A 24,499-nucleotide genomic window follows, 5' to 3' on the forward strand; every position below is an offset into this window, starting at 1 on the left:
ACCCTTATCCTGACTTGATTTCAGTTTTTTCTTTGTCAGTAAGGGTGTCAACAAGGAATATTACAGATTGTTAACCGAGTCTTGAAAGCCATGTGCGACAAAGGTTTGAAATGTTAAGAAAGATGTGACTAAAGGACAGCCTTATCAAGGGGGGCAGGGGGGATCGAACCTAAAATCTATTTTTAATTTAATTATAACCAGCTACTTATCTCTCTACTTGCGCTTAGAAATTAGCTGAATCTCCCTCAACCCCCTGAATTTGGAGGAGTTAGGTGGGTCTTGACCCTTGCAAGAGTGCCTCATTTCAATAGGCAATTTAAATGCGCGGGCAGCTTATTCTGTATAGTAATGTTTAATTGTATTCCCACAAAAGTTGTTTATGTCCTTACCTGAACTCCCTCTTCATCTTCAATTAACCCAAATGGTTTCGGGTTACTGGCTATCTCAGGCCATCTATGCTGCGGCTAAATTAAGTCTAGCCGAGCATTTAAGCAAAGGAGCGAAATCTTGTCAAGATTTGGCCTCCCTAACTGAGACTAATCCTGCTGCTTTATATCGACTGATGAGAGGGTTAGCTAGTGTAGGAATTTTTCAAGAAACTGAATCTCAACAGTTTATACTAACTCCCTTAGCCGAACATTTATCTAGTGACCATCCCAGGTCAGTAAAAGCGACAGCAATTATGTTAGGAGAAGCCCCCCATTATCAAGCCTGGGGAAATGTGTTACATAGTATTAAAACAGGGCAACCATCTTTTGATGATGTCTTTGGGATGGGAGTCTTTGAATATTTTCAAACTCATCCGCTAGATGCAGAGATTTTTGAACAGTCGATGAATAGTTTTTCTTTTTCGGAGGAGAAAGCTATTTTAGCTGTGTATGATTTCTCAGAATTTCAAACCCTAGTAGATGTAGGTGGGGGATACGGTGAGATGTTGGGGACAATCTTAGAGCAATATCCCCACCTCAAAGGAATTCTTTTTGATGAAGAATATGTAATTTCCCATTGTCAACCGACTTTAGAAAAACACGGGATTCTCCATCGTTGTCAAACCGTTGGCGGTAATTTTTTTGAATCCGTACCGTCGGGAGGAGATGGCTATTTATTAAAACATATTATTCATGATTGGGATGATCGACGAGCGATTGCTATTTTGAAAAACTGTTGTCAAGCTTTAGATAGCGATGGGAAAGTTTTAGTCTTGGAAATGGTTGTTCCTTCGGGTAATAATCCTTCGGCCGCTAAAATGTTAGACCTAAATATGTTAGTTATGTGTCCGGGAGGTAAGGAAAGAACCGCAGAAGAATTTGAGGAATTGTTGAGTCAAGCGGGACTAAAATTAAATCGAATTATTCCGACTCAAGAGGATATTTGCATTATTGAATGCGTTAAAAAATAATAGAATAGAAAACGGGTTTCTTCAAGAAACCCGTTTTCTATTAGATATAGGTAGCCCAAGATTTTGCCCAGGCGAGAATTTCATGAACTCGATCGAGGGTTGAAGATTCACAGTAGAGACGCAAAACCGGTTCTGTGCCACTAAAGCGAATTAACAACCAACTGCCATCTTCTAAACGGAATTTATAACCGTCTATAGGATTACAATCAGTCACTTGTTTACCAGCAATTTCCCTTAAGGGTTCCTGATCCAAAGCAGTAATTAACTGATCGCGAGCTTCCATATTAGCTAGGGGTAAATCAATGCGATCATACTGAGAATGAAAACCGGTTTTATCCTGTAATTGCGCGTAAAGATCGCTTAGATCTTGGCCCGATTCTACCACCGCTTCCAAAACGTATAAAGCTGATAATAAAGCATCCCGTTCGGGAATGTGAGTACCATAACCGACACCTCCGGATTCTTCCCCACCAATTAACACAGGAGTGGTCAACATTCGATCAGCGATATACTTATAACCGATCGGAGTTTCAAAGACCGATAAACCGTATAAACTGGCTAATTTGGGGATTAAATCGGAACCGCTCACCGTTTTGACAATTTCCCCTCTCATTCCCTTTTTGCCGGCTAAATGCTCGATTAAAATCGGGATGAGATTTTGGGTGCTTAAAAAATTCCCCTGACCATCGATCGCCGCCACTCGATCGCTATCGCCATCGAAGACCAAACCTACTCGCAAAGGGGCTAAATTTGCGCTGTGAGCCAGTTTATCGATGATTTCCGTCAAATTTCTCGGTAAAGGTTCCGGAGAGCCGCCACCGAACAAAGGATCGCGATTGCCGCGTAATTCCGTGATCCCCACCCCCAAAAGACGCTCTAAACCGGTAGCCGCCGCACCGTGCATGACATCGGAATAAACTTTTAGTTGTCCCGATTCGATCGCCTCGGCAATAGCGGCAATATTAACTTTTTGGCGTAAACCCTGACAATAACCCGACCAAGGTTCAAAAGTGCTTAATTTACCGGCAGCTGCCTTAAATTGCGGCGGATTAGACAATAAAGCTTCAATTTGTTGGGTAATTTCCGGCGAGACAGAACCACCAAAATAACCTTTAACTTTCAAACCGAGATATTTAGCCGGGTTATGACTGGCGGTTAACACGATCGCACCGAGAGCATTTTCTGAGCGAGCTGCCCAACTAAAAGCGGGAGTGGGAGCGTAGGATTGGGAGAGAAGCACATCAAAACCTGCTTTTTGCAGCGATTCCGCCGCAGTTTGAGCAAAATCCTCCGCCATAAACCGCCGATCATAGCCGACGATAATCGTCCGCGAACCCGTGATCTGACCATAATTATCCGCTAAAACCTGAGCCGCCAAGGGAGCGAGCAGAGCGACTCGATCAAAAGTAAAATCGGCGGCGATAATCCCGCGCCAGCCATCGGTTCCAAATTTAATCGGGTTCACGGTGGTCATGATTTACGAACTACCCCTAAAATATCCATTTTCCCAATACTGTAACCCGCTCCGTCCCCTCTGGAAACTCATTTTTCCCGATCATCGGTTTTTGCCGCCGAATCGAGCGCACCGACTTCACTGGCTAATAATTTTTCCATTAACATTTGTAACTTCATCCGTTCTATATAGGGCCATCCCCCGGTTTCCTCGATATCCCGGAGTAATCCGTATAAGTCCTTACGGGTATTGGGTAAAGATGGCTCGAACATCTGCTCGCGAATTTGCCGATGTAAATTTTCTAAAGTTCGCAGCAACATTAACAAACCGTTACAATCTCCCTGTTGTTTTTGGGCGATCGCTGTCACCGTCGTTACAAGGGAATGTAGTTGGCTATCTAATTGGCTATTATCTCCCGGCAATGGGCTATTCATCGAAATTTTTGCATCTGAAAACAGTCACACCAATCATATCAGTCATCAGCTATGAGTTACTTAGAGCCTTCTGACTTGAAAGATGCTGTGGGGTGTGGGGAAGTGGGGAAGTGGGGAAGTGGGGAAGTGGGGTGTAGGGTGTGGGGTGTGGGGTGTGGGGAAGGAAACCTCTTTCATCTGTGGTGGTGAAAATTTTTTCATCGGGACTGACTCCTAAGCTAAGACGTATTTAAACTGCTTATTCTTCGATTAGCCGAATCTCCTCCAATCTCTTTACTGTTGCCTCTTGCCTCTTGCCTCTTGCCTGCTGTTTCCCGTCCCCTGTCCCCCATCTTCTCAATGGTCACGGATCTTTGATAAACTGAGTTTCGATGAATTGGCGCAACCGATTCGATAATTCATCAGGCTATGGATCAAGGGTAGTAATTGTAAAGATTGACAAAGAGAGGTTGACATAGATGAGATTTCGTGCATTGTTAGTTGCCTTTTTAGCCTTGTGCTTGGGGGTGTTGACAGCTTGTAGCGACGCGCCTAGTGCCGTCCTGAATAGAAACGAGCTAACCTATGATGAAATTTTAAACACGGGATTAGCTAACAAATGTCCGCAGATTTCTGAGTTCACCCGGGGGACTCTCCCCTTAGAACGCGGCGAAAGTTATGTAGTGACAGATTTGTGCTTGGAACCCCAAGAATATTTTGTCAAGGGTGAACCCATTAATAAGCGGGAAGCAGCCACCTTTATCCCGGGTAAACTCTTAACCAGAGATACCACCAGTTTAGAACAGATGACAGCGACCTTAACCGTAGGCGAAGACGGTGTTTTAACCCTCAAGGAAGAAGACGGTATCGATTTCCAACCCATTACCGTACAATTACCCGGAGGTGAAAGAGTTCCCCTCTTCTTTACCATTAAAGGTTTCACCGGCAAAACCGAAGCCGGCTTTAACTCGATTAACAGTTCCACGGATTTTGAAGGCGACTTTAAAGTTCCTTCCTATCGTGGCGCTGGTTTCTTAGATCCCAAAGGTCGGGGTGTGGTGACGGGTTATGATAATGCTGTCGCTTTACCCGCTAGTGCTGATAGTCAAGATTTCCAGCGTGCTAACGTCAAAGCGACGGAACTGGGTAAAGGTACTATGTCTTTACAGGTGACTAAAGTTGACGCTTCTACTGGCGAATTTGCTGGTGTTTTTGAAAGTGAACAGCCTTCCGACACCGATTTAGGCGCAAAAGATGCTGAAGAAGTGAAAATTCGCGGCATTTTCTACGGTCGTCTCGAAGCTCGTGCCTAATTAATTTTTGGCTAAATTCAGAATTTCTGGAAATTAAGGCGAATTTCTCCCCAGAGAAGTTCGCTTTTTTTCTAAGCTTTGACAGACTTAATTTATACCAAATCTGGTTATCAAAGACTGATTATTTATTCCCCCTTTTGCATGAGTGCCTTTTGCCTATCCTGATATGTAGCCTATACTCAAAGGATTTAGTATAACTCCCCAAGTTTTCAGCAGATAAATATAATTATATCGACTCTATTTTGAGTAGTTGTTTCAGGAAAGTTAAGAGATTTTGTAGTGATGGTATTTGTGTTGAAGTTTGCTCGCTAATCCATCGATCATCGGAAATGGTTGCGGTGTTGGTTTTTCCAGGTTTAAGAATACTAGCAATGGCGGCAATAGTGGCTTTTTCTTTATCAAAAGGTTTCCAGCCAATTTGACTAATTTCTTCCTCGGAAAATTGTTGAATATATGCTTTTGCTCTGTTCATATATTCAGGATAGGCGATTTTTCCACAATCACAAAGTAGGGTATCTAAGACACCTTGATCAACATTATTAGGCAGTATATATAATCCGACTCTTGGTCTGTTTTCTTGAATAGTTCCCGTAGCAGCTACTACCCTGGGAAAGTCGGGAAAATATTCCCGAAAACCCTGATGATATTTGCGAGCAACTTCTGCTGGGTTATCTTTATCCGCATCGGCAATAATGGCAAAAGCTGATAATTCATTGTTATAATCCATATCGGCAAGTTTATTGGTTAAATTTTTAATTAATTCACTGCCACCCCCGGCATAAATTGCCACGGATAAAGTCTCAGTATAAAGAATAGATGGCATATCGAGTCTGATGTAAAGTTTTCCAGTTTTAGGAGGAGGATATTTCGGAATAAATTTTTTCCAAATTGGCTCTAGATTTGAGAGTTCTTCACATTTAGAAAACCCCAGCAGTTTACACATAACTTTCACCAGAAAAGCTTGATCATGATTACCCTCCACTCCAATCAATATATGTTCTCGACTCACCAACGAACCTCCTGTCCTAAGTCTTCTCGTAAGCTTTTTAATCGAGTCCAATCATGTCTAACTACTCTAGTATAATTTTCCTTTGGTTCGAGACGATAAAGCACTAAATCTGATTCTGGTTCGGTGACTTCTAAAAGAGCATCAACAGCTTCTAGACTGTGGGTAGTAGCAAACAGTTGTACATTCATTTTTTGACACCATTTAACTAACCAATTAAAAGAACTTTGCAGTGCCTCTGTATGAATAGCTGATTCTAATTCATCAATGAATAAAATTCCACCTTTAACACTGGCAAGTTTGAGGGCGATATGAAGTAAGCGACGCACCCCATCACCAAAGGTACTAACGGGGACAAGTCCCAATTTTTCATGTTGAATATAAATATTAAATCTGGTAGATAAAGAATGAGGAGGTAAGAGAATTTCTAAGTCAGAAATATTACTGTCCATTTGACGCAGTAAATCGATAACATCTGTTTTAAAATTGGCAAATCTCACTTCTGAAAGTAACCGAAATTGACCAATATCAGAACGATGAGAAGCGGGACTAACCAGAGAAGTTAGTAAGCTAGGTTCTTTTTTTCCCGATAGTCTAGAGAGAGGGCTATTTTCCCAAAGTTGATAGTTTTCTTTCAGGGGATTTTGGGGATAATTAATTAAACTTAATTGTTCTTCAGCAAGAAATACTGTTATCGATAAATTTATACCTTTTCTTGTTTCCCATAACTCTTCATTATTATCAATTAAATCTTCATTTTCTTCGCTAATTATCTCATTAGGATTAAGCTTGTCTTCGGGACTGTCAGTTAAAATAATTCCTTCGAGTTCTTTATAAATTGCCTCGATTTTCTGAACTTTAAAGGAGCCATTTCCTGTGATTGATATAACCCCGTGATTAAGTTGTTCTTGCTCAATCATTGCCTCGTGGGTAAATAACCACTGTAGGGAATCTAGATAAGGAGTCCGAGAAACTCTGTACTCTTGTTCTCTTTGTCTAGCAGTATTTAGCCAAACTTTTAGATCTAGGGGATGACAATAAATAGATAACGCTTCGAGAACGCTGGTTTTTCCCGAATTATTAATTCCCACAAGCAGGTTAATCTGTCCGAGATTCTTTAGCTCAAGCTCTCGCAGTCCTCTAAACTGATGAATGGTAATGTTTTCTAGGCTTTTAGTCATAAACTTAGTTTAGCTGAAAAGGGTGACAAAAAACTAAGTCATCTCCTCAAATGTGTTGAAGTTTTAATTTAATCAACTTCTTCGGGTAAAGTCAGGATTATTGCCTCAATCAATTCAGGTGTTTATTCGGTGTAAATATGAATAAATTAGATAAAATCAGTTAATTATGCGGAAATATCTCCGTTTAAAACTAAATAAAAAATATTCACACTAATCAACCGCATCTTTTATGCTATCATTCCTAGGAACGGGTTATTTTTCTTCTGTCCCCATTTAATCAAGGACAATGCTTGCTTTAGAACAGCTTTATGAACGGGAGTACGATCGCTGGTTAAGCGAGACGATCGAGTTATTAAAAAATCGTCAGTTCGATCGGGTAGATTACGAACATTTAATCGAGGAGTTGGCAGCTTTGGGACGAAGCGAAAAAACTGCTGTTAAAAGTTTAAGTTTACAAATAATAATCCATCTCCTAATCTATCAATTTTGGACAACAGAAAGAGAAAGAAATAGTAATCATTGGGCGGCAGACATTATCACTTTTCGAGTACAATTAGAAGATAAGCTCACTACCAATTTAAGCAAATTTCTAGAACTAGAGTTAGAGAATATCTATGAAAACGCTCGCTTAATTGCCGAAAAAAAGACAGGATTAAAAAATTTACCGATAATTTCTCCCTACTCTCTGACACAAATTCTTGAGAAACAGTGGTTTCCCGATACAGACAATCAATAAACTCTCAAAAATATGGAATCTCACAACAGTGAACCGATTATAATTGCCGAAGCGGTGGAAAAATGGTATGATAACCGCTTTCATGCTTTGCGGGGAGTCAATCTCACCGTTAATAAACAGGAAGTTGTCGTGATTATGGGGCCGTCCGGTTCGGGAAAATCCACCTTTATTCGCACTTTTAACGGGTTAGAATCCTATCAAAAAGGCCGCATTATTATTGACGGAATAACTGTGTCCCACAACCTCAAAAATATCGAGGCAATCCGTCAGGAAGTTGGCATGGTTTTTCAACAATTTAACCTCTTTCCCCATCTGACAGTATTAGATAATGTCACCCTTGGTCCGATGTGGGTGCGCGGTTGGAAAAAAGCGCAAGCGGAGGAAATAGCGAGAAAACTCCTCGAAAAAGTCGGTATTCTCGAACAAGCGCTTAAATATCCCCCTCAGTTATCGGGAGGACAACAGCAGCGGGTGGCGATCGTTCGCGCTTTGGCCATGCAGCCGAAGGTGATGTTATTCGATGAACCCACCTCAGCTTTAGACCCAGAAATGGTACGAGAAGTCTTGGAAACAATGCAAAGTTTAGCCAAATCGGGGATGACCATGGTTTGTGTCACCCACGAGGTAGGATTTGCGCGAGAAGTGGCCGATCGAGTGGTATTTATGGATCAGGGTTTAATTTTGGAAATTGCCCCCCCAGCAGAATTTTTTAATAATCCTCAATCCGATCGAACTCAGCAATTTTTAGCAAAAATTCTTTGATTTTCCATGACTTGATGATTAAACCATCTCTTTTTCTTCTTCTACCTCCACTAAAAGGGGAACGAGATTTTCATTTAAACGACCGGCTCGAATTAATTCTGCGTAGGTATTAGCTTCGATATCGAGTAAAGTATCTTGAAATTGTTCGGCCACCACATCTTTTAATTGTGGGTGTTCCTGTAGTAATTTTTGCAACTGATCCCCAAGGGACTTTAATTGTCCTTCCACCAGAGTTTTTTTATAGCGATAAAATTCGGGATCGATATCGGGAAAACGTTCTGGTTGTTGCAGATAATTGGCAACCCTAGTTAAAGCAATTTGACGAGCAATTAAGGCCGAATATTCGGTGCGAATCGGTTGATCACCGATAAGATTGAGGGCATTTAATAGCCATTGTATAGATAAGCCTTGCACCAATAAAGTAAATAAAACCACCCCAAAAACCACGTCAATAATTTCTTGACGGTAGGGGATAGACGTGGGAACACTTAACGCTAGGGCGATCGAAACCGAACCGCGCAATCCTCCCCACCATAACACCGTTCTTTCCTTGAAACTGATCCTATTACCCGTAATTAGGTTACTAATTCCCCCTAGTCCAAAAATTGAGAACAGACGGGAAACCACCATAGCAGCGATCGCTATTAAAATCCCGGTTAAGTGACTGCCGAGACTCTCAAAACGGGTTTGATCACCGATCAGTAAAAAGATGATGGAATTGACAAAAAAGGCGATAAATTCCCAAAATTCGCTAACTACTAGGCGCGTGCGGGGACTCATACCAATGCGCGAACCGAGATTACCGAGAATAATCCCGACAATTACCACCCCAATCACACCGGATCCGCCTAATTTTTCCGTGACGAGATAGGTTCCATAGGCAGAAACTAGAGTCAGAGACTGTTCCACAAAAGGCAGATCGAAGCGTTGGGTAAGGTAGGAAATGCCGAAACCGATCACGCAACCCACACCGATGCCAATCCCCACAAAGGTGCAGAAACGAGCGATCGTAACGGGGACGGAAAAGGTATCGACTCCTAAGGGAATCCCCACCAAGAGGACGAAAGCGACCACAGCGACCCCATCATTAAAGAGACTTTCCCCTTCCATCAGGATCGTTAGTTTTTTACTGGCCCCCAATTCTTTAAATAGGGCAATCACAGAGACGGGATCGGTGGCAGCTAGGGCAGCACCCAACAGAAAAGCAATCGATAGGGGTAAATTAGCAAAGATATGTAGGGGATAGGCGACTCCCAAAACGGAGATAATTACCCCGATAACGGCAAAAAGGACGATAGTAACCCAATATTCCTTTAATTTAGCCCAAGGAATATTCCAGGCTGCTTCAAATAACAGAGGAGGCAGAAAAATTTCCAGGATTAATTCCGGGGAAAGATTAACCAAACGCAAATCTAAAAAAGCTAAACCCATACCGACAATAACTAACAGCAGGGTGTAGGGAATTTTGCGGAGGAAGGCAACGGTTCTCGATAAAGTGGCGACACTCAAGGAAATGGTCAAAACTAGCAGGAATTGCTCTAAGTTATGAGCGATCGCCTCGTTAGCAGTAGATTCTAGACTCATTATTTTCAGTTATCAGTTATCAGTTATCACTGAAAAAGTCTCCTAACACCCTAGTCATTCGGGGACTGAGGAGAGATTTTCAAAGAGGAAATGGCCCCTTCTTCTATGGGGGTTTCTGATGTATTCCTTTCCCCATCGAGAGAAGGGTTTTTTTTGCCGCCAGAACCGCCACTTTTCGGGGGTTTCGAGGAGAGGAATTGGGACTCGAACTGTTTGATCAGCACATACAAAACCGGGACAAGAAATAAACTCAACACCGTGGAAATCAGATAACCGCCTAGGATTGCAGTTCCCAGGGACCAACGACTCATCGCTCCGGCGCCAGAAGCGATAACCAAGGGCAAGAAACCGACTAAACCGGAAATAGCCGTCATCAGAATTGGTCTTAAGCGTTCCGTCGAGGCCCGGGCTGCCGCCTCGGGAATACTTAAACCCAAAGTACGGGACTGGTTAGCGAATTCCACGATTAAAATCGCATTTTTAGCCGCTAAACCGATCAACATGACCAAAGCCACCTGAGCATAGATATTATTATTCACCGTCGGGAAGAGACTACCCACTTGTAGGAAATTCGCCCGCAACAGTAAGGCCCCCATGGCACCTAGGATCGCTAGGGGAACGGTAATCATGATGATAATGGGGTCGATATAGCTTTCGTACTGGGCTGCGAGTACTAGGAAAACCACGATAAAGGCTAATCCGAAGATAATTGGGGCAGCCCCGGCGGAAGTTTTTTCTTGGAAAGCCGTACCTGTCCAAGCGTAACCGAAACCGGGCTGCAGGACTTTCCGACAAACATCTTCCATCACTGCGATCGCCTGTCCCGTACTAAAACCGGGGGCGGGACTACCCTGAACGTTAATTGAGGGATAGAGGTTAAAGTTAGTGATAATCGGTGGATAGGTGAAGCGTTTGACGCTAACTAAACCCGATAGGGGAATATTGGCCCCGGTACGGGAACGGACGTAAAGACGGTTAATATCTTCGGGATTAGAACGATAATCCGCTTCTGCTTGGGCAAAGACTCGATACAAGCGATCGCCTAAGACGAATTGATTGACGAAGTTGGAACCGAGATAGGTTTGCAGGGTACCGAAAACGGCCTGCATATCGACGTTTTGCGCCTGTAGCTGGTTGCGATTGATGGAAAGTTCCAGCATCGGCGTGTCGGTGGTAAATTGGGTGAAAATTCCCGATAATTCCGGTCTTGTTCGGGCCTCGGCCATGACGTTATTAGCGTTGGCAATCAAAGCGTCCATGGGAAAAGAAGCGCGGTTTTGGATAAATAACTCGAAACCGCCAGTAGAACTTAATCCATCCACGGGGGGCGCATTAACGGCGAAAGCGCGAGCATCTGGGACTTTAGTGGCTAATTGTTGGTTAATTTTCCGCAGAACCCCGAAAACCGACTTATCTTCGCCGGGCCGTTCCGACCATTCTTTTAACTTGACAAAAAATAGCCCTTGGTTGCTGCCACTTCCGGCAAAACTAAAGCCCGCCATACCGACAAAGTGATCGATTTCTTCGATACCGTCGAGAATTTCTTCGTTAATCTGACGGATAACCTGATCGGTGTAGCGCAGGGAAACCCCAGGGGGTGCTTGCACCAAAACGAAGGCATAACCTTGGTCTTCTTCGGGGATAAAACCCTGGGGAGTGGTGCTATAACTCCAAGCTGTGAGAAAGAGGGCGGCAATAAAGAATGGTAACACCAGAAACCGAAGCCGGATCAGAAATTCGATCGAGCGTCGATAGCCTTCTTTAACTGCGTTGAAACCCCGATTAAAGCCCTCGAAAAACAGTCCCAAGGGTCCGCGGGTGCCTTGGGGCGGTTTCATGATAATCGCCGACATGGTGGGGGAAAAACTGAGGGCGTTAAAGGTGGAGATGATAATTGAAGCGGAGATGATGACGGCAAATTGTCGATAAACGATCCCCACCGTACCGGGGAAGAAGGTGACGGGAATAAACACCGCTAGTAATACAAGAGAACTGGCAATTACCGCCGAGGTTAACTCACCCATGGCATCGAGGGCGGCTTGAAATGGCCGCATTCCCTGCCGTAATTTTTCCGATACCGCCTCTACGATCACGATGCCGTCGTCCACCACTAAACCAGTGGCCAGAATGACGGCAAACAAGGAGAGGTTATTGAGAGAATAGCCTAAAGCCAGGGCGACGGCCATGGTTCCGATCAAAGATACGGGAATAGCGATCGCCGGAATGATCGTGGTGCGCCAATCCTGAAGGAAGATAAAAATGACGAGAATAACCAGTAAAATCGCCTCCACCAGAGTGCTAAAGGCTTCTTCCAGGGAAGCGGCGACAAAGGCGGTATTATCGAGGGTAATGGCGATATTTAACCCCGGGGGGAAACTTGGTTCTAGTTCCGCCATTTTTTCTTTTACCAGTTTGGCAGTATTCCAAGCGTTGGAACCAGGCAACTGATAGACGATATAGACGACGGCGGGGGATTTGTCGAAATAGGCGGCGGTACTGTAGCTTTCTGCTCCGATTTCTGCCCGTCCTACGTCTTTAATGCGGATTAAATCGCCATTTTCCCCGACTTTGACGACGATATTTTCCGCTTCCTCCCCGGTGGCAACCCTACCAACGGCGCGAATGGCGATCTGGAATTGCTGCTCTTCGGGACTGGGATCACCGCCAATTGTCCCCGCACCCACCTGAATATTCTGTTCTCGGATTGCCTGTACTACTTGTTCCGCCGATACGCCCCTAGCGGCTAAAGCATCGGGATTAAGCCAAAAACGCAGGGCGTATTCCCTTTCCCCGATGATGGTTGTACTACCAACTCCCTCGATCCGGCGAATCTCGGCATCGATGACTCGATCGACAAAGTTACTTAAAAAGACCGTATCGTAGGGATAATTGCCCTTTTCGTCCGGTTTGGCGGAAATACCGTAGGCAAGGGTAACGCTGGGGGATTGGGTATTGGTGGTCACCCCCTGCCGGTTCACTTCTTCCGGTAAACTAGCGGCGGCGGTACTGACCCGGTTTTGCACCAAGACTTGGGCAATGTTACGATCCATTTCCACCGGGAAAAAGACATTCACCGTACTTTGTCCGGTGTTGGTACTCTGGGACTGCATATAAACAATCTGTTCTGTCCCGTTAATCTGGCGATCAAGTACCGTGGTAACGTTATCCTGTACGGTTTTGGCATCGGTTCCCAAATAGTTGGCATTTACCGCTACCTGAATAAATGCCAACTGGGGCAGTTTTTCTAGGGGTAAAAAAGGAATAGCGATCGCTCCGATCAAAACGATTAAAATCGAGCAAACTGTGGTCAGAACGGGTCTTTTAATGAAGGTATCGGCAATACTAAGGATCATAGGGCGTTACTGGTTCATTTTTTCTAGGATAGTTGCGGCGGTGGGAGATTTACGAGTCAGATAATTAAATATTAATAGTTTAAAGATGGTATCTAGGATAACGGGAACAGTGGCCACAAACAAGCTAATAAATGTAATATTCTCGCGCCAACCAAAGTGCCGGAACAAAGTTTCTAAGATTACCGTCCAACCCTCCGCCGAGTGAAACCCGACAAATATATCGGTAAAGAGAATAAAGATAAAGGCTTTGGTGATATCATTTAAGCTGAGAAAATAACGACTAACATAAGCTCGCGTAATTGCCAATTGTTGACGACCAAAAATTAAGATGGCAATAAAGGCTATTAATCCAGTAATATCGGAGAGTAAGTTTTTCCAACCATCTTGACTTTCATAACCCGCTTCTTTAAATAATTCCTCGACCTGTTCCCGAAAGGTTTCTTCTGATTCATGTCCTACTTTTGCTACTCCTAAAACGTGCTTGATTTCTTGTATTTCTTGAAGTCTAGCAAATTCCCTGAGATATTTTTCGCCAATTTCCTGAGAAATATAAACTTCTGATATTTTCGCTCTATCCACACCCAAATAGTTTAAAATAGGGCTAAAAATAAAGTTTCTACTAATAACCTGCACCAAGAGAGGAACTAAAATAATAATCAGGATAAAACGGATAGCGATGCGCTGCTGTTGTCGCAGGGTACGGAGTTGTTTAATAACGGTTTGTTCGTATTCGGGGGTTAATTCTTGCTGGAAGTTAAAAAATTTATTACTGGTTGCAGGAGAAATTATCTGGTTATCTTTATCCCTGGGTTTATCACTGGTGAGATTGGTATTAGGCAGATTTGGGGTTTGATTATTCGGTAATGGGGGCAGCAATTCCCCTAAATCTAGGCGATATTTACCGATAATATCCTCGATCGCCTTTAAAGTCTCTAGGATGTTATTATTTTCTGGGTTAGTTTGCGGGTTAAGAAAATTACCCAGACGCACTTGAGTTAAATCGAGACGTATCTGGAACAATTCTCGCTCTAGGGTACTTTGAAAGTAATCATAAACACTTTTTCCTCCCACGGCAGCCGGGGAAATTTTTTGTCCCCCAAAATGTTGATCTTCGATCGCTTTAATTTTCAGCGCTCTCTGATAAGCTGATTCTAAGGCCACTAAAGAGCGTCTTTCTACCCATTGATTAACTCGATTCCAAGGCACGGCTATAATCCTCGCTTTTCTGTTATCACAATCACCACGGTAAGCTATCAGCGTTGGCTAGATATCTACTTTCGAGAAATATCCATAATATTACATTTTGAGCGCAGGTGATACACCCCTACCATTGGCGAAATACACCGTTTCTCATCAAAATATTGTAGGGGCGAATTGCATTCGCCCTCTTTTACAGCGTTTCTCATCAAAATAAAGTATAACCTAATTTGTTATCAACAACCGATGACTGACTCCCTAAAACGAAAACCTCGTAGCTCTCCATTAAGATAACTGATCTAATTAAACTTAGCAATAATTTTTATATATTGAATGTTCCTCGACAAATAAACTATAGTTACTTTGAAAGATCTCAGGGGTAAATCTATTAGCCTGCTGCCGACAACTTTCTGGAGCAATTCTATCACCCTGATCCACAAAGTATTTAACTGCTTCTACCAAAGATTGGGGATTTTGTTCCCCAAAAAGTAATCCTGTTCCCTGGGGAGGATTTTCCCGCAGATCTCGCACGGTTTCTAAAGCACCTCCGGCAGCAAATGCAATCACGGGAGTACCACAAGCTTGCGCTTCCACTAAAGCAATACCAAAATCCTCACAAGCAGCATAAATAAACGCTTTTGCTTTCGACATATATTCTGCTACCATTCGATCAGAAACTGCACCTAAAATCTGAATATTATCCCTGGCTAACTGTCGAATTAAAGCTATCTGAGGACCATCTCCAATAACCACTAGGGGTAATCCCAATTGATTAAATGCCTCCACAATTAAAGGGACTTTTTTATAACTAACCAAACGGGAGACGACTAAATAAAAATCTTCCTTTTTCTCTTGGTAGGAAAAACGCTCAATTTGTACGGGAGGATAAATAACTTTTGCCTCCCGTCGATAACAGCGCCAAATTCGTCTAGCGGTGTGGTGGGAATTAGCCAGAAAATAGTCCACACGATTAGCAGAAATCACATCCCACTGACGCAAACCATGCAAAAGATAACGGGTGAAAATACCAGGTAATCCCTGTCCTAACTTACTATTAGCCAGATAGTCAAAAGTTAAATCCCAAGCATAACGCATCGGAGTGTGACAATAACAAATGTGAACCTGATCCGGTCGAATTAACACCCCTTTAGCCACACAATGGGAGGAGGATAAAATCACATCATAATCCTCTAAATTTAACTGCTCGATCGCCAGAGGAAGAAAAGGTAAGTATTTTTGTACGCCATTTCTCGCTTTCGGGAAATTTTGCAGAAAAGTTGTCCCGATCGAGCGACCATAGAGATAACTATCGGGATTAGTGGACTCAAAATCGATCAAAGCGTATAAATCCGCCTCTAGACATTGTAAAATCTCCCTAACCACTAATTCCGATCCCCCCGTCGCCTTTGGGGTTAACCACTCGTGAACCAGAGCGTACTTCATAGGATAATCAATAATCTCAGCCGTAATTATAGCAGTAAGGGATCGGCAGTTTAAGAGTTTACTTTCTGGCTTTCTCTTCCCCAAAATTACCGACCCATATCCGATCACGGTAAAAAACCCTAGGAAGAAATTATTAAATTTTTCAAGAAAAATTGCAAAGTTTAGTAAAAATTACTAGCAAGATCAGATGATCGAGTTCATAATGGGGATCAAGGAAAAAATAGACTTAAACCGATTGGGATCAAGAAAAACTAGCTTTATATACAAAAGATAACTAATTAACGAGGTTTGCTATGATCACCCTGCAACAAGTACGCTGTCCTAATTGTGGAAATTTTGCCGAAAGACAGCATATTTTAGAACACCATCTCGTTAGCACCGCCTGTTCTCACTGCGATTATCTGTTAGTTAGTTGCAGTCTCACGGGAAATGTACTAGAGTGCTATGCACCCGGTATTGGTTTAAGAAATTAACACTGCCCCCTAGCCAGATCGAAAATGTCTTGTCAAAATTAGAGTGAGAAGACAAAATCAAGGAGCTAAGTAGCTATGGGGGGTAATTTCTTCAAGGGAGCGATCGCCCTGGGGGTAATAGCGGGGATTATGGGATTTACCAATCCCCCCCAAGAACTTTACAGCGAATACGCCGCCGAAAAACTTCTCGCTCATGCCGACAAAATCGCTTGCGAGAAAATCAGTCTCTGTGACTCGATCGATTCTTTGCCGGTGGCAGCCAGAAATGTGATCAAAAATCAAATCTTAAAACCAGCGATCGAAACCTCTAGTCAACGGCAAAATTTAGGTGTGTTCAGTATTTACACCACAGAAGTACCGGGGGTGGCTAAAACTAGAACTGTCGGTGCTTTTGGGCATTTCTTGACTTTCTCGGAGACTTAGACTTTGATTAGTGCCGGTTTAACCGCTACCAGCTTAATAATGAGTTAAGATAATCATGTTAACCCGCGATTTGAGCGATAGAGTCGTCAAGAACACCGATTAATCCTGCCTAACCGTGTTTAATTTCCTGCCCATTCTCCGAGAAGCGATCGCCCGTTGGTGGTCCGAATTCACTCTCCAAACTAAATTAATGGCTGCGGCTACTTTAGCCGTTTCTTTGTTGATGAGTGGTTTAACCTTTTGGGCGGTTAACACGATCCAGCAGGATGTGCGTCTCAATGATACCCGTTTTGGCAGGGATTTAGGGCTGTTATTAGCCGCTAATGTGTCCCCTCTGATTGCTGAGGACAATTTAACCGATTTAGCCCGTTTTTCAGCCCGTTTTTATAGTAGTACCTCCAGTGTGCGTTATTTGATCTACGCTAACGAGGAGGGTGAAATATTTTTCGGTATTCCCTATTCTACCGCCGAAGTTAAAAATTCCCTGACGATCGAGCGTCGCATTCAATTACCGGAAAATTATGGCGAAAATGGGGAAACTCCCCTCATCCGTCAGCACAAAACCCCCGACGGTGAAGTAACCGATGTCTTTGTTCCCTTGAATCATGAAGGCAAATATTTGGGAGTATTGGCGATCGGGATCAATCCTAACGCTATTGTGGTGGCTTCTTCTAATCTAACCCGTGATGTTACTATTGCCGTTTTTGTCTCGATTTGGGCCATGGTGATTCTCGGGGCAGTTTTTAATGCTTTAACTATCACCAAACCAATCAAGGAGTTATTAGTCGGGGTCAAAAATATTGCAGCGGGAAATTTTAAGCAGCGCGTTGATTTACCACTAGGAGGAGAGTTAGGGGAATTAATTCTCAGTTTTAATGAAATGGCGGAAAAGTTAGAACGATACGAGGAACAAAATATCGAAGAAATGACCGCCGAAAAAGCCAAACTAGATACGTTAATGTCCACTATTGCTGATGGAGCAATTCTCTTAGATACTAACTTTCAATTATTATTGATTAATCCCGCAGCTCGGGAAATATTTGGCTGGGAAGATCAGGAAATTATCGGTAAAAATGTTCTACATCTTTTTCCTTCGGAGTTAACGGTTAAACTAACTAAACCTCTCTATCAAATTGCGGCGGGAGAAACCCTCCAACCAGAAGAATCCGCTAATCAAAATCAGAAAAATGCTGTTATTGATCAGGAAAATAATAACTATGCCCCAGCGGAATTTAGATTATCTTTAACTTACCCGAAACCCTGCACAATTCGCATTTTGTTAACTCAGGTATTCGATCAGTATCGGGAGAATGTTCGGGGAATTGCCATGACGCTACAGGATATCACCAGAGAAACAGAATTAAATGAGGCAAAAAGTCAATTTATTAGCAATGTTTCCCATGAGTTAAGAACCCCTTTATTTAACATCAAATCTTTCATTGAAACCCTGACAGAATTTGGTGAGGATCTCAGCGATACAGAAAAAAGAGAGTTTTTAGAAACCGCTAACCATGAAACCGATCGCTTAACTCGTTTAGTTAATGATGTTCTCGATCTTTCTCGGTTAGAATCCTCGCGTAACTATAACTTAGATGCGCTCGATATCGGACAATTAATCGAACAAACCCTGAGAACATATCAACTCAATGCTAGGGATAAAGGACTAGAATTAAGCTCGGAAATTGAAGCCAATTTACTACCAATTTTAGGCCATTATGATCTACTTTTACAGGTATTAACTAATCTAGTCGGTAACTCCCTAAAATTTACTCCTGCCGGCGGTAAAGTGGTGATTCGTGCCTATAAAATAAGCAGAGATAATCCCCAAGAAACTGTCAAAATTCGCGTGGAAGTATCCGATACTGGTATTGGCATCGATGCCGAGGATCAAAGTGCCATATTTGATCGATTCTATCGGGTAGAAAATCGCGTTCATACTCTAGAAGGGACGGGATTAGGATTATCGATCGTCAAAAATATTATTGAAAAACACTATAGTCAAATTAATTTGATTAGTGAAGTGGGAATTGGCACAACTTTCTGGTTCGATCTAGATTTATATCAAGGCTTGATCGCCAGCAAAAAAATTAACGACGTGAGTTTATAAAAGCCAGGGCAATACTGCCCAAAATCAGGGTTAATAATAGCAATAATCCCTTATTCCTGAGACACCAATTTTTCAACATACTAGGGAGAGGGAGAGGAAGAATTTTTTCGGCTATTATTTGGCTATTTTTGTATAAAGTGCAGCTGGTAGCGTAGGGACGTTGGGGAAAATTACAGCTATCATCGCCATGATAAAGACAGGTTTCACATAAAAACTCGCCCGTGACGGCTTGATGCAGGGTCATGCCGGGATGACCATAGGCCTTTAAAATATTAGAACAGTAGGGACATTGTAAGGCTTGACTATCGACCTTGTGCTGACAACGAGGACAGGTAATCATAATCGCTAAATTTTACCTTTGAGGATTGTCATTGCTAAGGTAGATCCCCCCGCCTATCGGCACCCCCCTTATCAAGGGGGGCAGGGGGGATCGAACCCAAAATCTATCTTCAATTTAATTATAACCAGCTACTTAGCAAAATCCCCGGGCTTTTTCCGCTTATTTCACTAAATAGCTGCGCCATTGGGAGGCAACTTCTTCGAGTAAACGCCAAGTTTTCCCCTCGATCTGTCTTTGTAAATAAAGATCAAAATTGTTGTGTTGTTTGGTATCTTTTTGATGGGGCAATCGCAGAGTTAGATCGTAATCCCCCTGCAAGTGATAAGCGGGCAAATTGCCCACATAAATCGGTTCCAGACTGGTGACATTAATTTTAGCAATTTTTACCTGCGGCTCCTCGATCTGTAAAGATTGACTAAGACGATCGGATGTGTGACGAAATTGTAATAAAAGGGCTTTAGTGACGATTTCTCCAGGGGGGGCAAATTCTTGGGGGGGAGTGACACTACCACAAGCAGTTAGGAAGACAAGGAAAATACTGGTTAAAAAACCGAGAAAACGACGCATAGAATGATATTTTGAAAAAGAATGGCAGCGGGTTAAGAAAGATTATGACTCAACCAAACGAGCGAGAGAATTTCAGCCAAGCAGAAACGGTGATCCGACTACAAGAGGCGATCGAGCAGTTAAATTCGATCGTTTCCCAACTTAACACGGGAACGGGGACAGTGTTACCCCCAAAAGTTGCTGTTGATAATCTTCTTAACTCAACGCAACAGTTAGCCGCTGCTTTAAAACCAGACGAATTTGCAGGAGTTGAGCAAAGTTTAACCCCAGATTCTCCCATCGAAGCAGTCGAGGGAATCGACGATATTTTACCGGATTTCGAGCAGGTGGAAGGGTGGTGGACGACAATTTTGAACAAAATTCGCCGACTTTTACCGGCAGGAATTAGCGAAAAAATTCCCGATTGGTTAATCACTGGCTTGTTAACAGGAAGTTTAGTCACTATCCTCTTAGTCGCCGTGATTAGTTTACCGAAAAATCCAGGGGAAATTGCCGAAAATATGCCTGAAGTTATCCCTAGTCTCCCACCGGCAGCCGGGGAAATTATCGAAACTCCCCCAGAATTAACCGCACCAGAGGCACCGATTCCCGTCCCGATTACCAAAGCCAAACCGCGATTGACTCCCGAACAAAGTTTAGTCGCAGCCATTCAAGAGGAAATTACCGATTTAACTACTCGTTATCCCGCCGGTATTATTTCTACCGTAGAGGCAGATTTTTTGGCTAGTCGTCTAGTAGTTGTTTTGGGCGATAATTGGTATAGTCTCGATGCATCACAACAGGATAAATTGGCTAATTCGGTTTTTCAACGTTGCCAAAGTCTCGATTTTCGGCGCTTGGAAATGAAGGATAACGAAGGAATTCTCCTCGCTAGAAGTCCCGTTGTCGGCGATCAAGTGGTAATTGTCAATCGCACTCAATCCACCGCTGCCATCTCCTCCGGTGAATAGTTTTCAGCGCGGGGGGAGGGAGTTTCAAGACAGCCTCAAGAATTCTCGCCAACCAGTCCGCTTTTTTCCCTCGCTGGTTAGATATCTGAATATACACAAAGATTATTGATCCCTGACTTAACGGTGTTATAATTAGCTAGGTAAAATTTTGTAACGATTCTTAATCTTGAACCTACCCGATAGTCAATGCTTCCCCCCGTCCTGGGTGGACGCGGCAATTTTGGTGCGAGACAAATTGCTCCGATCCGACCCAACTGCCTTAAACTTTTCTAGGGTTCCCATAACCGCCAAAATTTTGCCCTAACTACCCGGAATTAAGAGATTTCAGACTATACCATGAACTCTGTTATTCGTCAACAGCGAGCGCTGATCACCGGAGCCAGTAGCGGCATCGGCAAAGAAACCGCCCTCGCTTTCGCCAAGGCGGGAATTAATCTGGTTTTAATCGGTCGCAATCAGCAAAAATTGGCAACCGTGGCGGCAATGGCGGCAGATTTAGGCGTATCAGCCCAAGCTTACCCCTTAGATTTGGCAGATATCTCGGAAGTAGCTACTAGGATCGCTAAAATCGCCCAAGAATCTGGACCGATCGATATCCTGATCAATAATGCTGGCATGGGTTACACAAATCCCTTAGCTGACACACCTTTGTCAGACTGGCAGCGGGTGATCGACCTGAATTTAACCAGTGTTTATCAGTGCGTGCAGGGGATTTTACCTGCCATGCGTCAACAGGGAGGAGGCACGATTATTAACGTTTCCTCGATCGCCGCCGATAATTTTTTTCCTGATTGGGGGGCCTATAGTGTCAGCAAAGCGGGATTAGTGGCATTTTCTCGCATTCTAGCGATCGAGGAGCGGGCTAACGCCATTCGCGTCACGATTATCACCCCCGGTGCTGTCAATACTCCCATCTGGGACAGCGATAGCGTCAAAGCAGATTTCGATCGCTCGGCCATGTTAACTCCAGATATCATCGCTCAGGCCATTCTGCAAGCGGTGTTACTGCCTAAACAGGCCGTAGTGGAAACGATGACCATTATGCCCAGTGCGGGGGCATTATAACCCGAAATACTTCTATTTATCAATCAATTCGCCTACAGGCATCTTCATTATGACCATAGCTTCTTCTAACGGTTTAAACGGTAATCTAACCGACGCTATCCAAGCACGCGTGACCACTCGCCCCGATCGCAACACCCACAATGGCAAAACCGCTCAAATTCATCCAACTTCCGACGAAAACAAAGAACAGATGATGGATGCGGTCAGAAATATCCTGATCTCGGTGGGAGAAGATCCCGAAAGAGAAGGTTTATTAAAAACCCCCAAACGGGTGGCCGAAGCGATGCAGTTTCTCACCCAAGGCTATCAACAATCCCTAGAAACCCTCGTTAATGGTGCGATCTTCGATGAAGGTCATAATGAGATGGTATTAGTGCGCGATATTGACTTTTTTAGTCTCTGTGAACATCATATGTTACCCTTCATGGGGCGGGCCCACGTTGCCTATATTCCTAATCAAAAGGTGGTTGGATTAAGTAAACTAGCTCGCATTGTGGAAATGTATTCCCGTCGTTTACAGGTGCAAGAGCGCCTCACCCGTCAGATTGCCGAAGCGATTCAAGAAATTCTCGACCCCCAAGGGGTTGCAGTCGTCATGGAAGCAACCCATATGTGCATGGTGATGCGCGGGGTGCAGAAACCAGGCTCCTGGACTGTCACCAGCGCCATGTTAGGAGTCTTCCAAGACGAGCAAAAAACCCGCGAGGAGTATCTTAACCTGATCCGTCATAAACCCAATTTCTTCTAGTCCCGGAGATGGGGAAATGGGGAAATGGGGAAATGGGGAAATGGGGAAATGGGGAAATGGGGAAATTCAACTAAAACCCCAAAACCCCCCGCAACGCGCACGCAGTGACCACCCCAACACCCTAAAACCCTAAAACCCTAAAACCCTAAAACCCTAAAACCCTAAAACCCCAACACCCTAAAACCCAAAACCTTCTAACTGATCACTGATCACTAAATTTTTGCAGTCGCTCTAACAAGAGGGCGACTTTTTTGAGGTCTTTATCACCAGGCGATCGCTCAACGCCGCTAGAGACATCAATGCCATCGGGGTGCAGCCGAGTTAAAGCTTCACCAATATTATCGGGGTTGAGTCCTCCGGCGAGAAACCAGGGCAAGGGGGGCGAAAAACTGGCTAAGGCTTGCCAGTCTAAGGTATGTCCCGTACCGCCGAGCAATTGGGGATGGTAGGCATCTAAAAGTAAAGTATCGACGCTATTAAAGTAAATTGCCGACTTTTCCCAACTTTCTCTGTCTTTGATCCGCAAAGCTTTGATAATTTCCCGGTCGGGTAATAATTGCCGCAACCTTTGGCAATATTCGGGAGATTCCTTACCATGTAACTGCACACTTGTCAAGGGAGTTTTAACAATTATTTGCTGAATAATTTCGGGTTGCTCGTCGGCAAAAACCCCGATAAAATCGATTTTGTCGGGGATTGCGGCGATAATGGCGTTAATTTGCTCGATGTTGACGTAACGAGGCGAACTCGGTACGAGGATAAAACCTAAGGCCGTAGCTCCTAAATTGGCGATCGCTCGTCCCTGGTCTGGTTGGGTAATGCCGCAAATTTTAATTCGCATTTAATCTTATTCGCAAAACGTTACAAAAACTGTTAAGTATTCAAACAAAAAGCAGTTTCGGGTCAAGAGCTTTTTATAATTCCCTGTGATTAACAAAATCTTATCAAGACTGGAGCGCAAATGATCCCTTCCGCCTTACTTTTAGCCACCGCTCAAACCATTCCCTGGAATTTATCCGTCGGCATTACCATGACCTTAGCTAACCTAGTAGCCTTCGTTATCGGTTATTTTGCCATCCAAAATACCGGGGCCGGCCCTGCCTTACCCTTGCCGCAGTTAGCCTCGAAAAAAAGCTTCGGTCTGCCGGAATTATTGGCTACCATGAGTTTTGGCCATATTCTCGGTGCGGGACTGGTTCTCGGTCTTTCTAATGCAGGTATTCTCTAATCAGTAATCAGTAATCAGTAATCAGTGACCAGTAAACCTCAGAGAGAGGAGCCAGTAGTCAGGCTTCGGCCGTGAGCTCAGCCGAACGGAGAACTAAGCATAAAGAGATTTTAGGCAACTTCATCCCTATTTTCCCATTTTTGAACTCTCAAAAGTTAATTATGTCAGAAGTCTAGTAATCGTCAAGATCGGGTGATTATTATGGCTGCCGGCGAGAAAATTAAAAAATCAGTTGCTCAAGTTGAAGTTAGAGACTTTGCTGACGAAGAAGAAGCAGTATTGGCTAAATTAACCCATGAAAGTTAGATGGCTGCGGAAAGCAGTATCGAAAATAATTGGTAAATCCGAACGTTGCTAATCGCTTAATTAATCGTAAATATTGCATCTAAAGTTAATCTCATAAATAAAGATTTCGTCTGTCTCCTTGCCGATTTCAAAAATAACTCGCATTTTGCCAACGGGAATTCTGGAGAATCCTTTCAACTCACCTTTAAGTTTTTTGATATCAAGTTCTTCAGGGGGATAAACGTTTTGAGTTTCAAGGCAGGTTTTGAGAATACCAATTTTAGTCAAAACAGATTTTCGGCTATTGGCATCTAGTTTCTCCAAAAATTTATGGCTCTACCGAACCTGTCATGCAAAACTATCAACAACTCATGCTTGTAAAGCTTGTATACTAAGGCTTTGAGTTTTTGTTAGATTGATATTTATCAACTTTAGAGCATTGCTGGACAGAGAGGGAGCTTGGGTAATTTTCT

General features: G+C 43.4%; 25 protein-coding genes. 12 read left to right on the forward strand and 13 right to left on the reverse strand.

Translation table 11 applies throughout. From position 1 onward, the window contains the following. The first annotated feature begins 379 nt into the window (after positions 1–379). Positions 380–1,399 carry a methyltransferase gene (locus IM485_RS22315; protein WP_287745630.1) on the forward strand — a complete coding sequence of 340 codons (1,020 nt, stop codon included), beginning with the start codon at positions 380–382 and terminating at the stop codon, positions 1,397–1,399. 40 nt (positions 1,400–1,439) lie between these two features. Here the strand turns inward: IM485_RS22315 and IM485_RS22320 are convergent, their stop codons facing one another. From IM485_RS22320 to IM485_RS22330, 3 genes are all read right to left on the reverse strand, one after another. Beyond that, positions 1,440–2,873, reverse strand: coding sequence for a phosphoglucomutase/phosphomannomutase family protein (locus tag IM485_RS22320; protein ID WP_016515609.1), 1,434 nt, complete (start codon positions 2,871–2,873; stop codon positions 1,440–1,442). Between the two features lie 68 nt (positions 2,874–2,941). Beyond that, the gene (locus IM485_RS22325; protein WP_287745633.1) at positions 2,942–3,286 is read right to left on the reverse strand and encodes a hypothetical protein; all 345 of its coding nucleotides are present in this window, start codon (positions 3,284–3,286) and stop codon (positions 2,942–2,944) included. A 60-nt stretch (positions 3,287–3,346) separates the two neighbouring features. Continuing rightward, on the reverse strand, positions 3,347–3,487 hold the full coding sequence (locus IM485_RS22330; RefSeq protein WP_287745637.1) for a hypothetical protein: 141 nt from the start codon (positions 3,485–3,487) through the stop codon (positions 3,347–3,349). A 257-nt stretch (positions 3,488–3,744) separates the two neighbouring features. Between IM485_RS22330 and IM485_RS22335 the strand changes: the two genes are divergently transcribed. After that, the gene (locus IM485_RS22335) at positions 3,745–4,578 is read left to right on the forward strand and encodes a photosystem II manganese-stabilizing polypeptide (protein ID WP_287745639.1); all 834 of its coding nucleotides are present in this window, start codon (positions 3,745–3,747) and stop codon (positions 4,576–4,578) included. Positions 4,579–4,804: 226 nt separating this feature from the next. On the opposite strand, the gene IM485_RS22340 is transcribed toward IM485_RS22335, so the two are convergent. Together IM485_RS22340 and IM485_RS22345 are read right to left on the reverse strand one after the other, a co-directional pair. Further along, positions 4,805–5,587, reverse strand: coding sequence for a DUF3226 domain-containing protein (locus IM485_RS22340; protein ID WP_287745641.1), 783 nt, complete (start codon positions 5,585–5,587; stop codon positions 4,805–4,807). Then, positions 5,584–6,765: an AAA family ATPase gene (locus IM485_RS22345; protein ID WP_104395674.1), complete on the reverse strand. Its 1,182-nt coding sequence runs from the start codon at positions 6,763–6,765 to the stop codon at positions 5,584–5,586. The genes IM485_RS22340 and IM485_RS22345 overlap by 4 nt, the downstream gene beginning before the upstream one ends. Before the next feature lie 286 nt (positions 6,766–7,051). On the opposite strand from IM485_RS22345, the gene IM485_RS22350 reads away from it, so the two are divergent. Both IM485_RS22350 and IM485_RS22355 read left to right on the forward strand, forming a co-directional pair. After that, positions 7,052–7,501, forward strand: a complete 450-nt coding sequence (locus IM485_RS22350) for a DUF29 domain-containing protein (protein WP_287745643.1) — start codon at positions 7,052–7,054, stop codon at positions 7,499–7,501. 12 nt (positions 7,502–7,513) lie between these two features. After that, the gene (locus tag IM485_RS22355) at positions 7,514–8,263 is read left to right on the forward strand and encodes an amino acid ABC transporter ATP-binding protein (protein ID WP_046662503.1); all 750 of its coding nucleotides are present in this window, start codon (positions 7,514–7,516) and stop codon (positions 8,261–8,263) included. A gap of 18 nt (positions 8,264–8,281) precedes the next feature. On the opposite strand, the gene IM485_RS22360 is transcribed toward IM485_RS22355, so the two are convergent. The 4 genes from IM485_RS22360 to IM485_RS22375 all read right to left on the reverse strand — a co-directional run bounded on the left by IM485_RS22360 (position 8,282) and on the right by IM485_RS22375 (position 15,840). Next, on the reverse strand, positions 8,282–9,847 hold the full coding sequence (locus IM485_RS22360) for a cation:proton antiporter (RefSeq protein WP_104395677.1): 1,566 nt from the start codon (positions 9,845–9,847) through the stop codon (positions 8,282–8,284). 50 nt (positions 9,848–9,897) lie between these two features. Next, positions 9,898–13,200: an efflux RND transporter permease subunit gene (locus tag IM485_RS22365; RefSeq protein WP_287745647.1), complete on the reverse strand. Its 3,303-nt coding sequence runs from the start codon at positions 13,198–13,200 to the stop codon at positions 9,898–9,900. Between the two features lie 6 nt (positions 13,201–13,206). Next, complete coding sequence (locus tag IM485_RS22370; protein WP_287745648.1) at positions 13,207–14,406, reverse strand: hypothetical protein; 1,200 nt, start codon at positions 14,404–14,406, stop codon at positions 13,207–13,209. A gap of 300 nt (positions 14,407–14,706) precedes the next feature. After that, positions 14,707–15,840, reverse strand: a complete 1,134-nt coding sequence (locus IM485_RS22375) for a glycosyltransferase (protein WP_287745650.1) — start codon at positions 15,838–15,840, stop codon at positions 14,707–14,709. Between the two features lie 293 nt (positions 15,841–16,133). Between IM485_RS22375 and IM485_RS22380 the strand changes: the two genes are divergently transcribed. From IM485_RS22380 to nblS, 3 genes are all read left to right on the forward strand, one after another. Next, entirely contained in the window at positions 16,134–16,313 is a 180-nt protein-coding gene (locus IM485_RS22380; RefSeq protein ID WP_002738058.1) for a hypothetical protein, read from the forward strand. Between the two features lie 75 nt (positions 16,314–16,388). Beyond that, on the forward strand, positions 16,389–16,736 hold the full coding sequence (locus IM485_RS22385) for a DUF4359 domain-containing protein (RefSeq protein WP_287745652.1): 348 nt from the start codon (positions 16,389–16,391) through the stop codon (positions 16,734–16,736). 115 nt (positions 16,737–16,851) lie between these two features. Continuing rightward, positions 16,852–18,843: a two-component system sensor histidine kinase NblS gene (nblS, locus tag IM485_RS22390; protein ID WP_287745654.1), complete on the forward strand. Its 1,992-nt coding sequence runs from the start codon at positions 16,852–16,854 to the stop codon at positions 18,841–18,843. Here nblS and IM485_RS22395 read toward each other — a convergent pair. Further along, positions 18,824–19,183: a hypothetical protein gene (locus IM485_RS22395; RefSeq protein WP_287745656.1), complete on the reverse strand. Its 360-nt coding sequence runs from the start codon at positions 19,181–19,183 to the stop codon at positions 18,824–18,826. The genes nblS and IM485_RS22395 overlap by 20 nt on opposite strands. 159 nt (positions 19,184–19,342) lie before the next feature. Beyond that, a complete protein-coding gene (locus IM485_RS22400; RefSeq protein ID WP_104395683.1) occupies positions 19,343–19,750 on the reverse strand; it encodes a hypothetical protein in 408 nt (135 codons plus the stop codon). Positions 19,751–19,794: 44 nt separating this feature from the next. On the opposite strand from IM485_RS22400, the gene IM485_RS22405 reads away from it, so the two are divergent. The 3 genes from IM485_RS22405 (at position 19,795) to folE (ending at position 22,513) form a co-directional block, all read left to right on the forward strand. After that, positions 19,795–20,700: a hypothetical protein gene (locus IM485_RS22405; protein WP_287745658.1), complete on the forward strand. Its 906-nt coding sequence runs from the start codon at positions 19,795–19,797 to the stop codon at positions 20,698–20,700. Positions 20,701–21,036: 336 nt separating this feature from the next. After that, positions 21,037–21,765: an SDR family oxidoreductase gene (locus IM485_RS22410; RefSeq protein WP_287745660.1), complete on the forward strand. Its 729-nt coding sequence runs from the start codon at positions 21,037–21,039 to the stop codon at positions 21,763–21,765. Positions 21,766–21,814: 49 nt separating this feature from the next. Then, the gene (gene folE / locus IM485_RS22415) at positions 21,815–22,513 is read left to right on the forward strand and encodes a GTP cyclohydrolase I FolE (RefSeq protein ID WP_002738197.1); all 699 of its coding nucleotides are present in this window, start codon (positions 21,815–21,817) and stop codon (positions 22,511–22,513) included. 202 nt (positions 22,514–22,715) lie between these two features. Here folE and IM485_RS22420 read toward each other — a convergent pair whose 3' ends face one another. After that, positions 22,716–23,354 carry a phosphoribosylanthranilate isomerase gene (locus tag IM485_RS22420; RefSeq protein WP_287745662.1) on the reverse strand — a complete coding sequence of 213 codons (639 nt, stop codon included), beginning with the start codon at positions 23,352–23,354 and terminating at the stop codon, positions 22,716–22,718. A gap of 120 nt (positions 23,355–23,474) precedes the next feature. On the opposite strand from IM485_RS22420, the gene psaK reads away from it, so the two are divergent. Both psaK and IM485_RS22430 read left to right on the forward strand, forming a co-directional pair. After that, positions 23,475–23,741: a photosystem I reaction center subunit PsaK gene (psaK, locus tag IM485_RS22425; RefSeq protein ID WP_002756861.1), complete on the forward strand. Its 267-nt coding sequence runs from the start codon at positions 23,475–23,477 to the stop codon at positions 23,739–23,741. A 201-nt stretch (positions 23,742–23,942) separates the two neighbouring features. Then, positions 23,943–24,047, forward strand: a complete 105-nt coding sequence (locus IM485_RS22430; protein WP_238141851.1) for a CopG family transcriptional regulator — start codon at positions 23,943–23,945, stop codon at positions 24,045–24,047. 60 nt (positions 24,048–24,107) lie between these two features. On the opposite strand, the gene IM485_RS22435 is transcribed toward IM485_RS22430, so the two are convergent. Then, positions 24,108–24,350, reverse strand: a complete 243-nt coding sequence (locus tag IM485_RS22435; protein ID WP_104395688.1) for a type II toxin-antitoxin system RelE family toxin — start codon at positions 24,348–24,350, stop codon at positions 24,108–24,110. Positions 24,351–24,499 lie beyond the last annotated feature (149 nt).

It is taken from the genome of Microcystis sp. M169S2, assembly GCF_020245865.1.
GTDB classification, from domain to species: Bacteria; Cyanobacteriota; Cyanobacteriia; order Cyanobacteriales; family Microcystaceae; genus Microcystis; species Microcystis ichthyoblabe_A.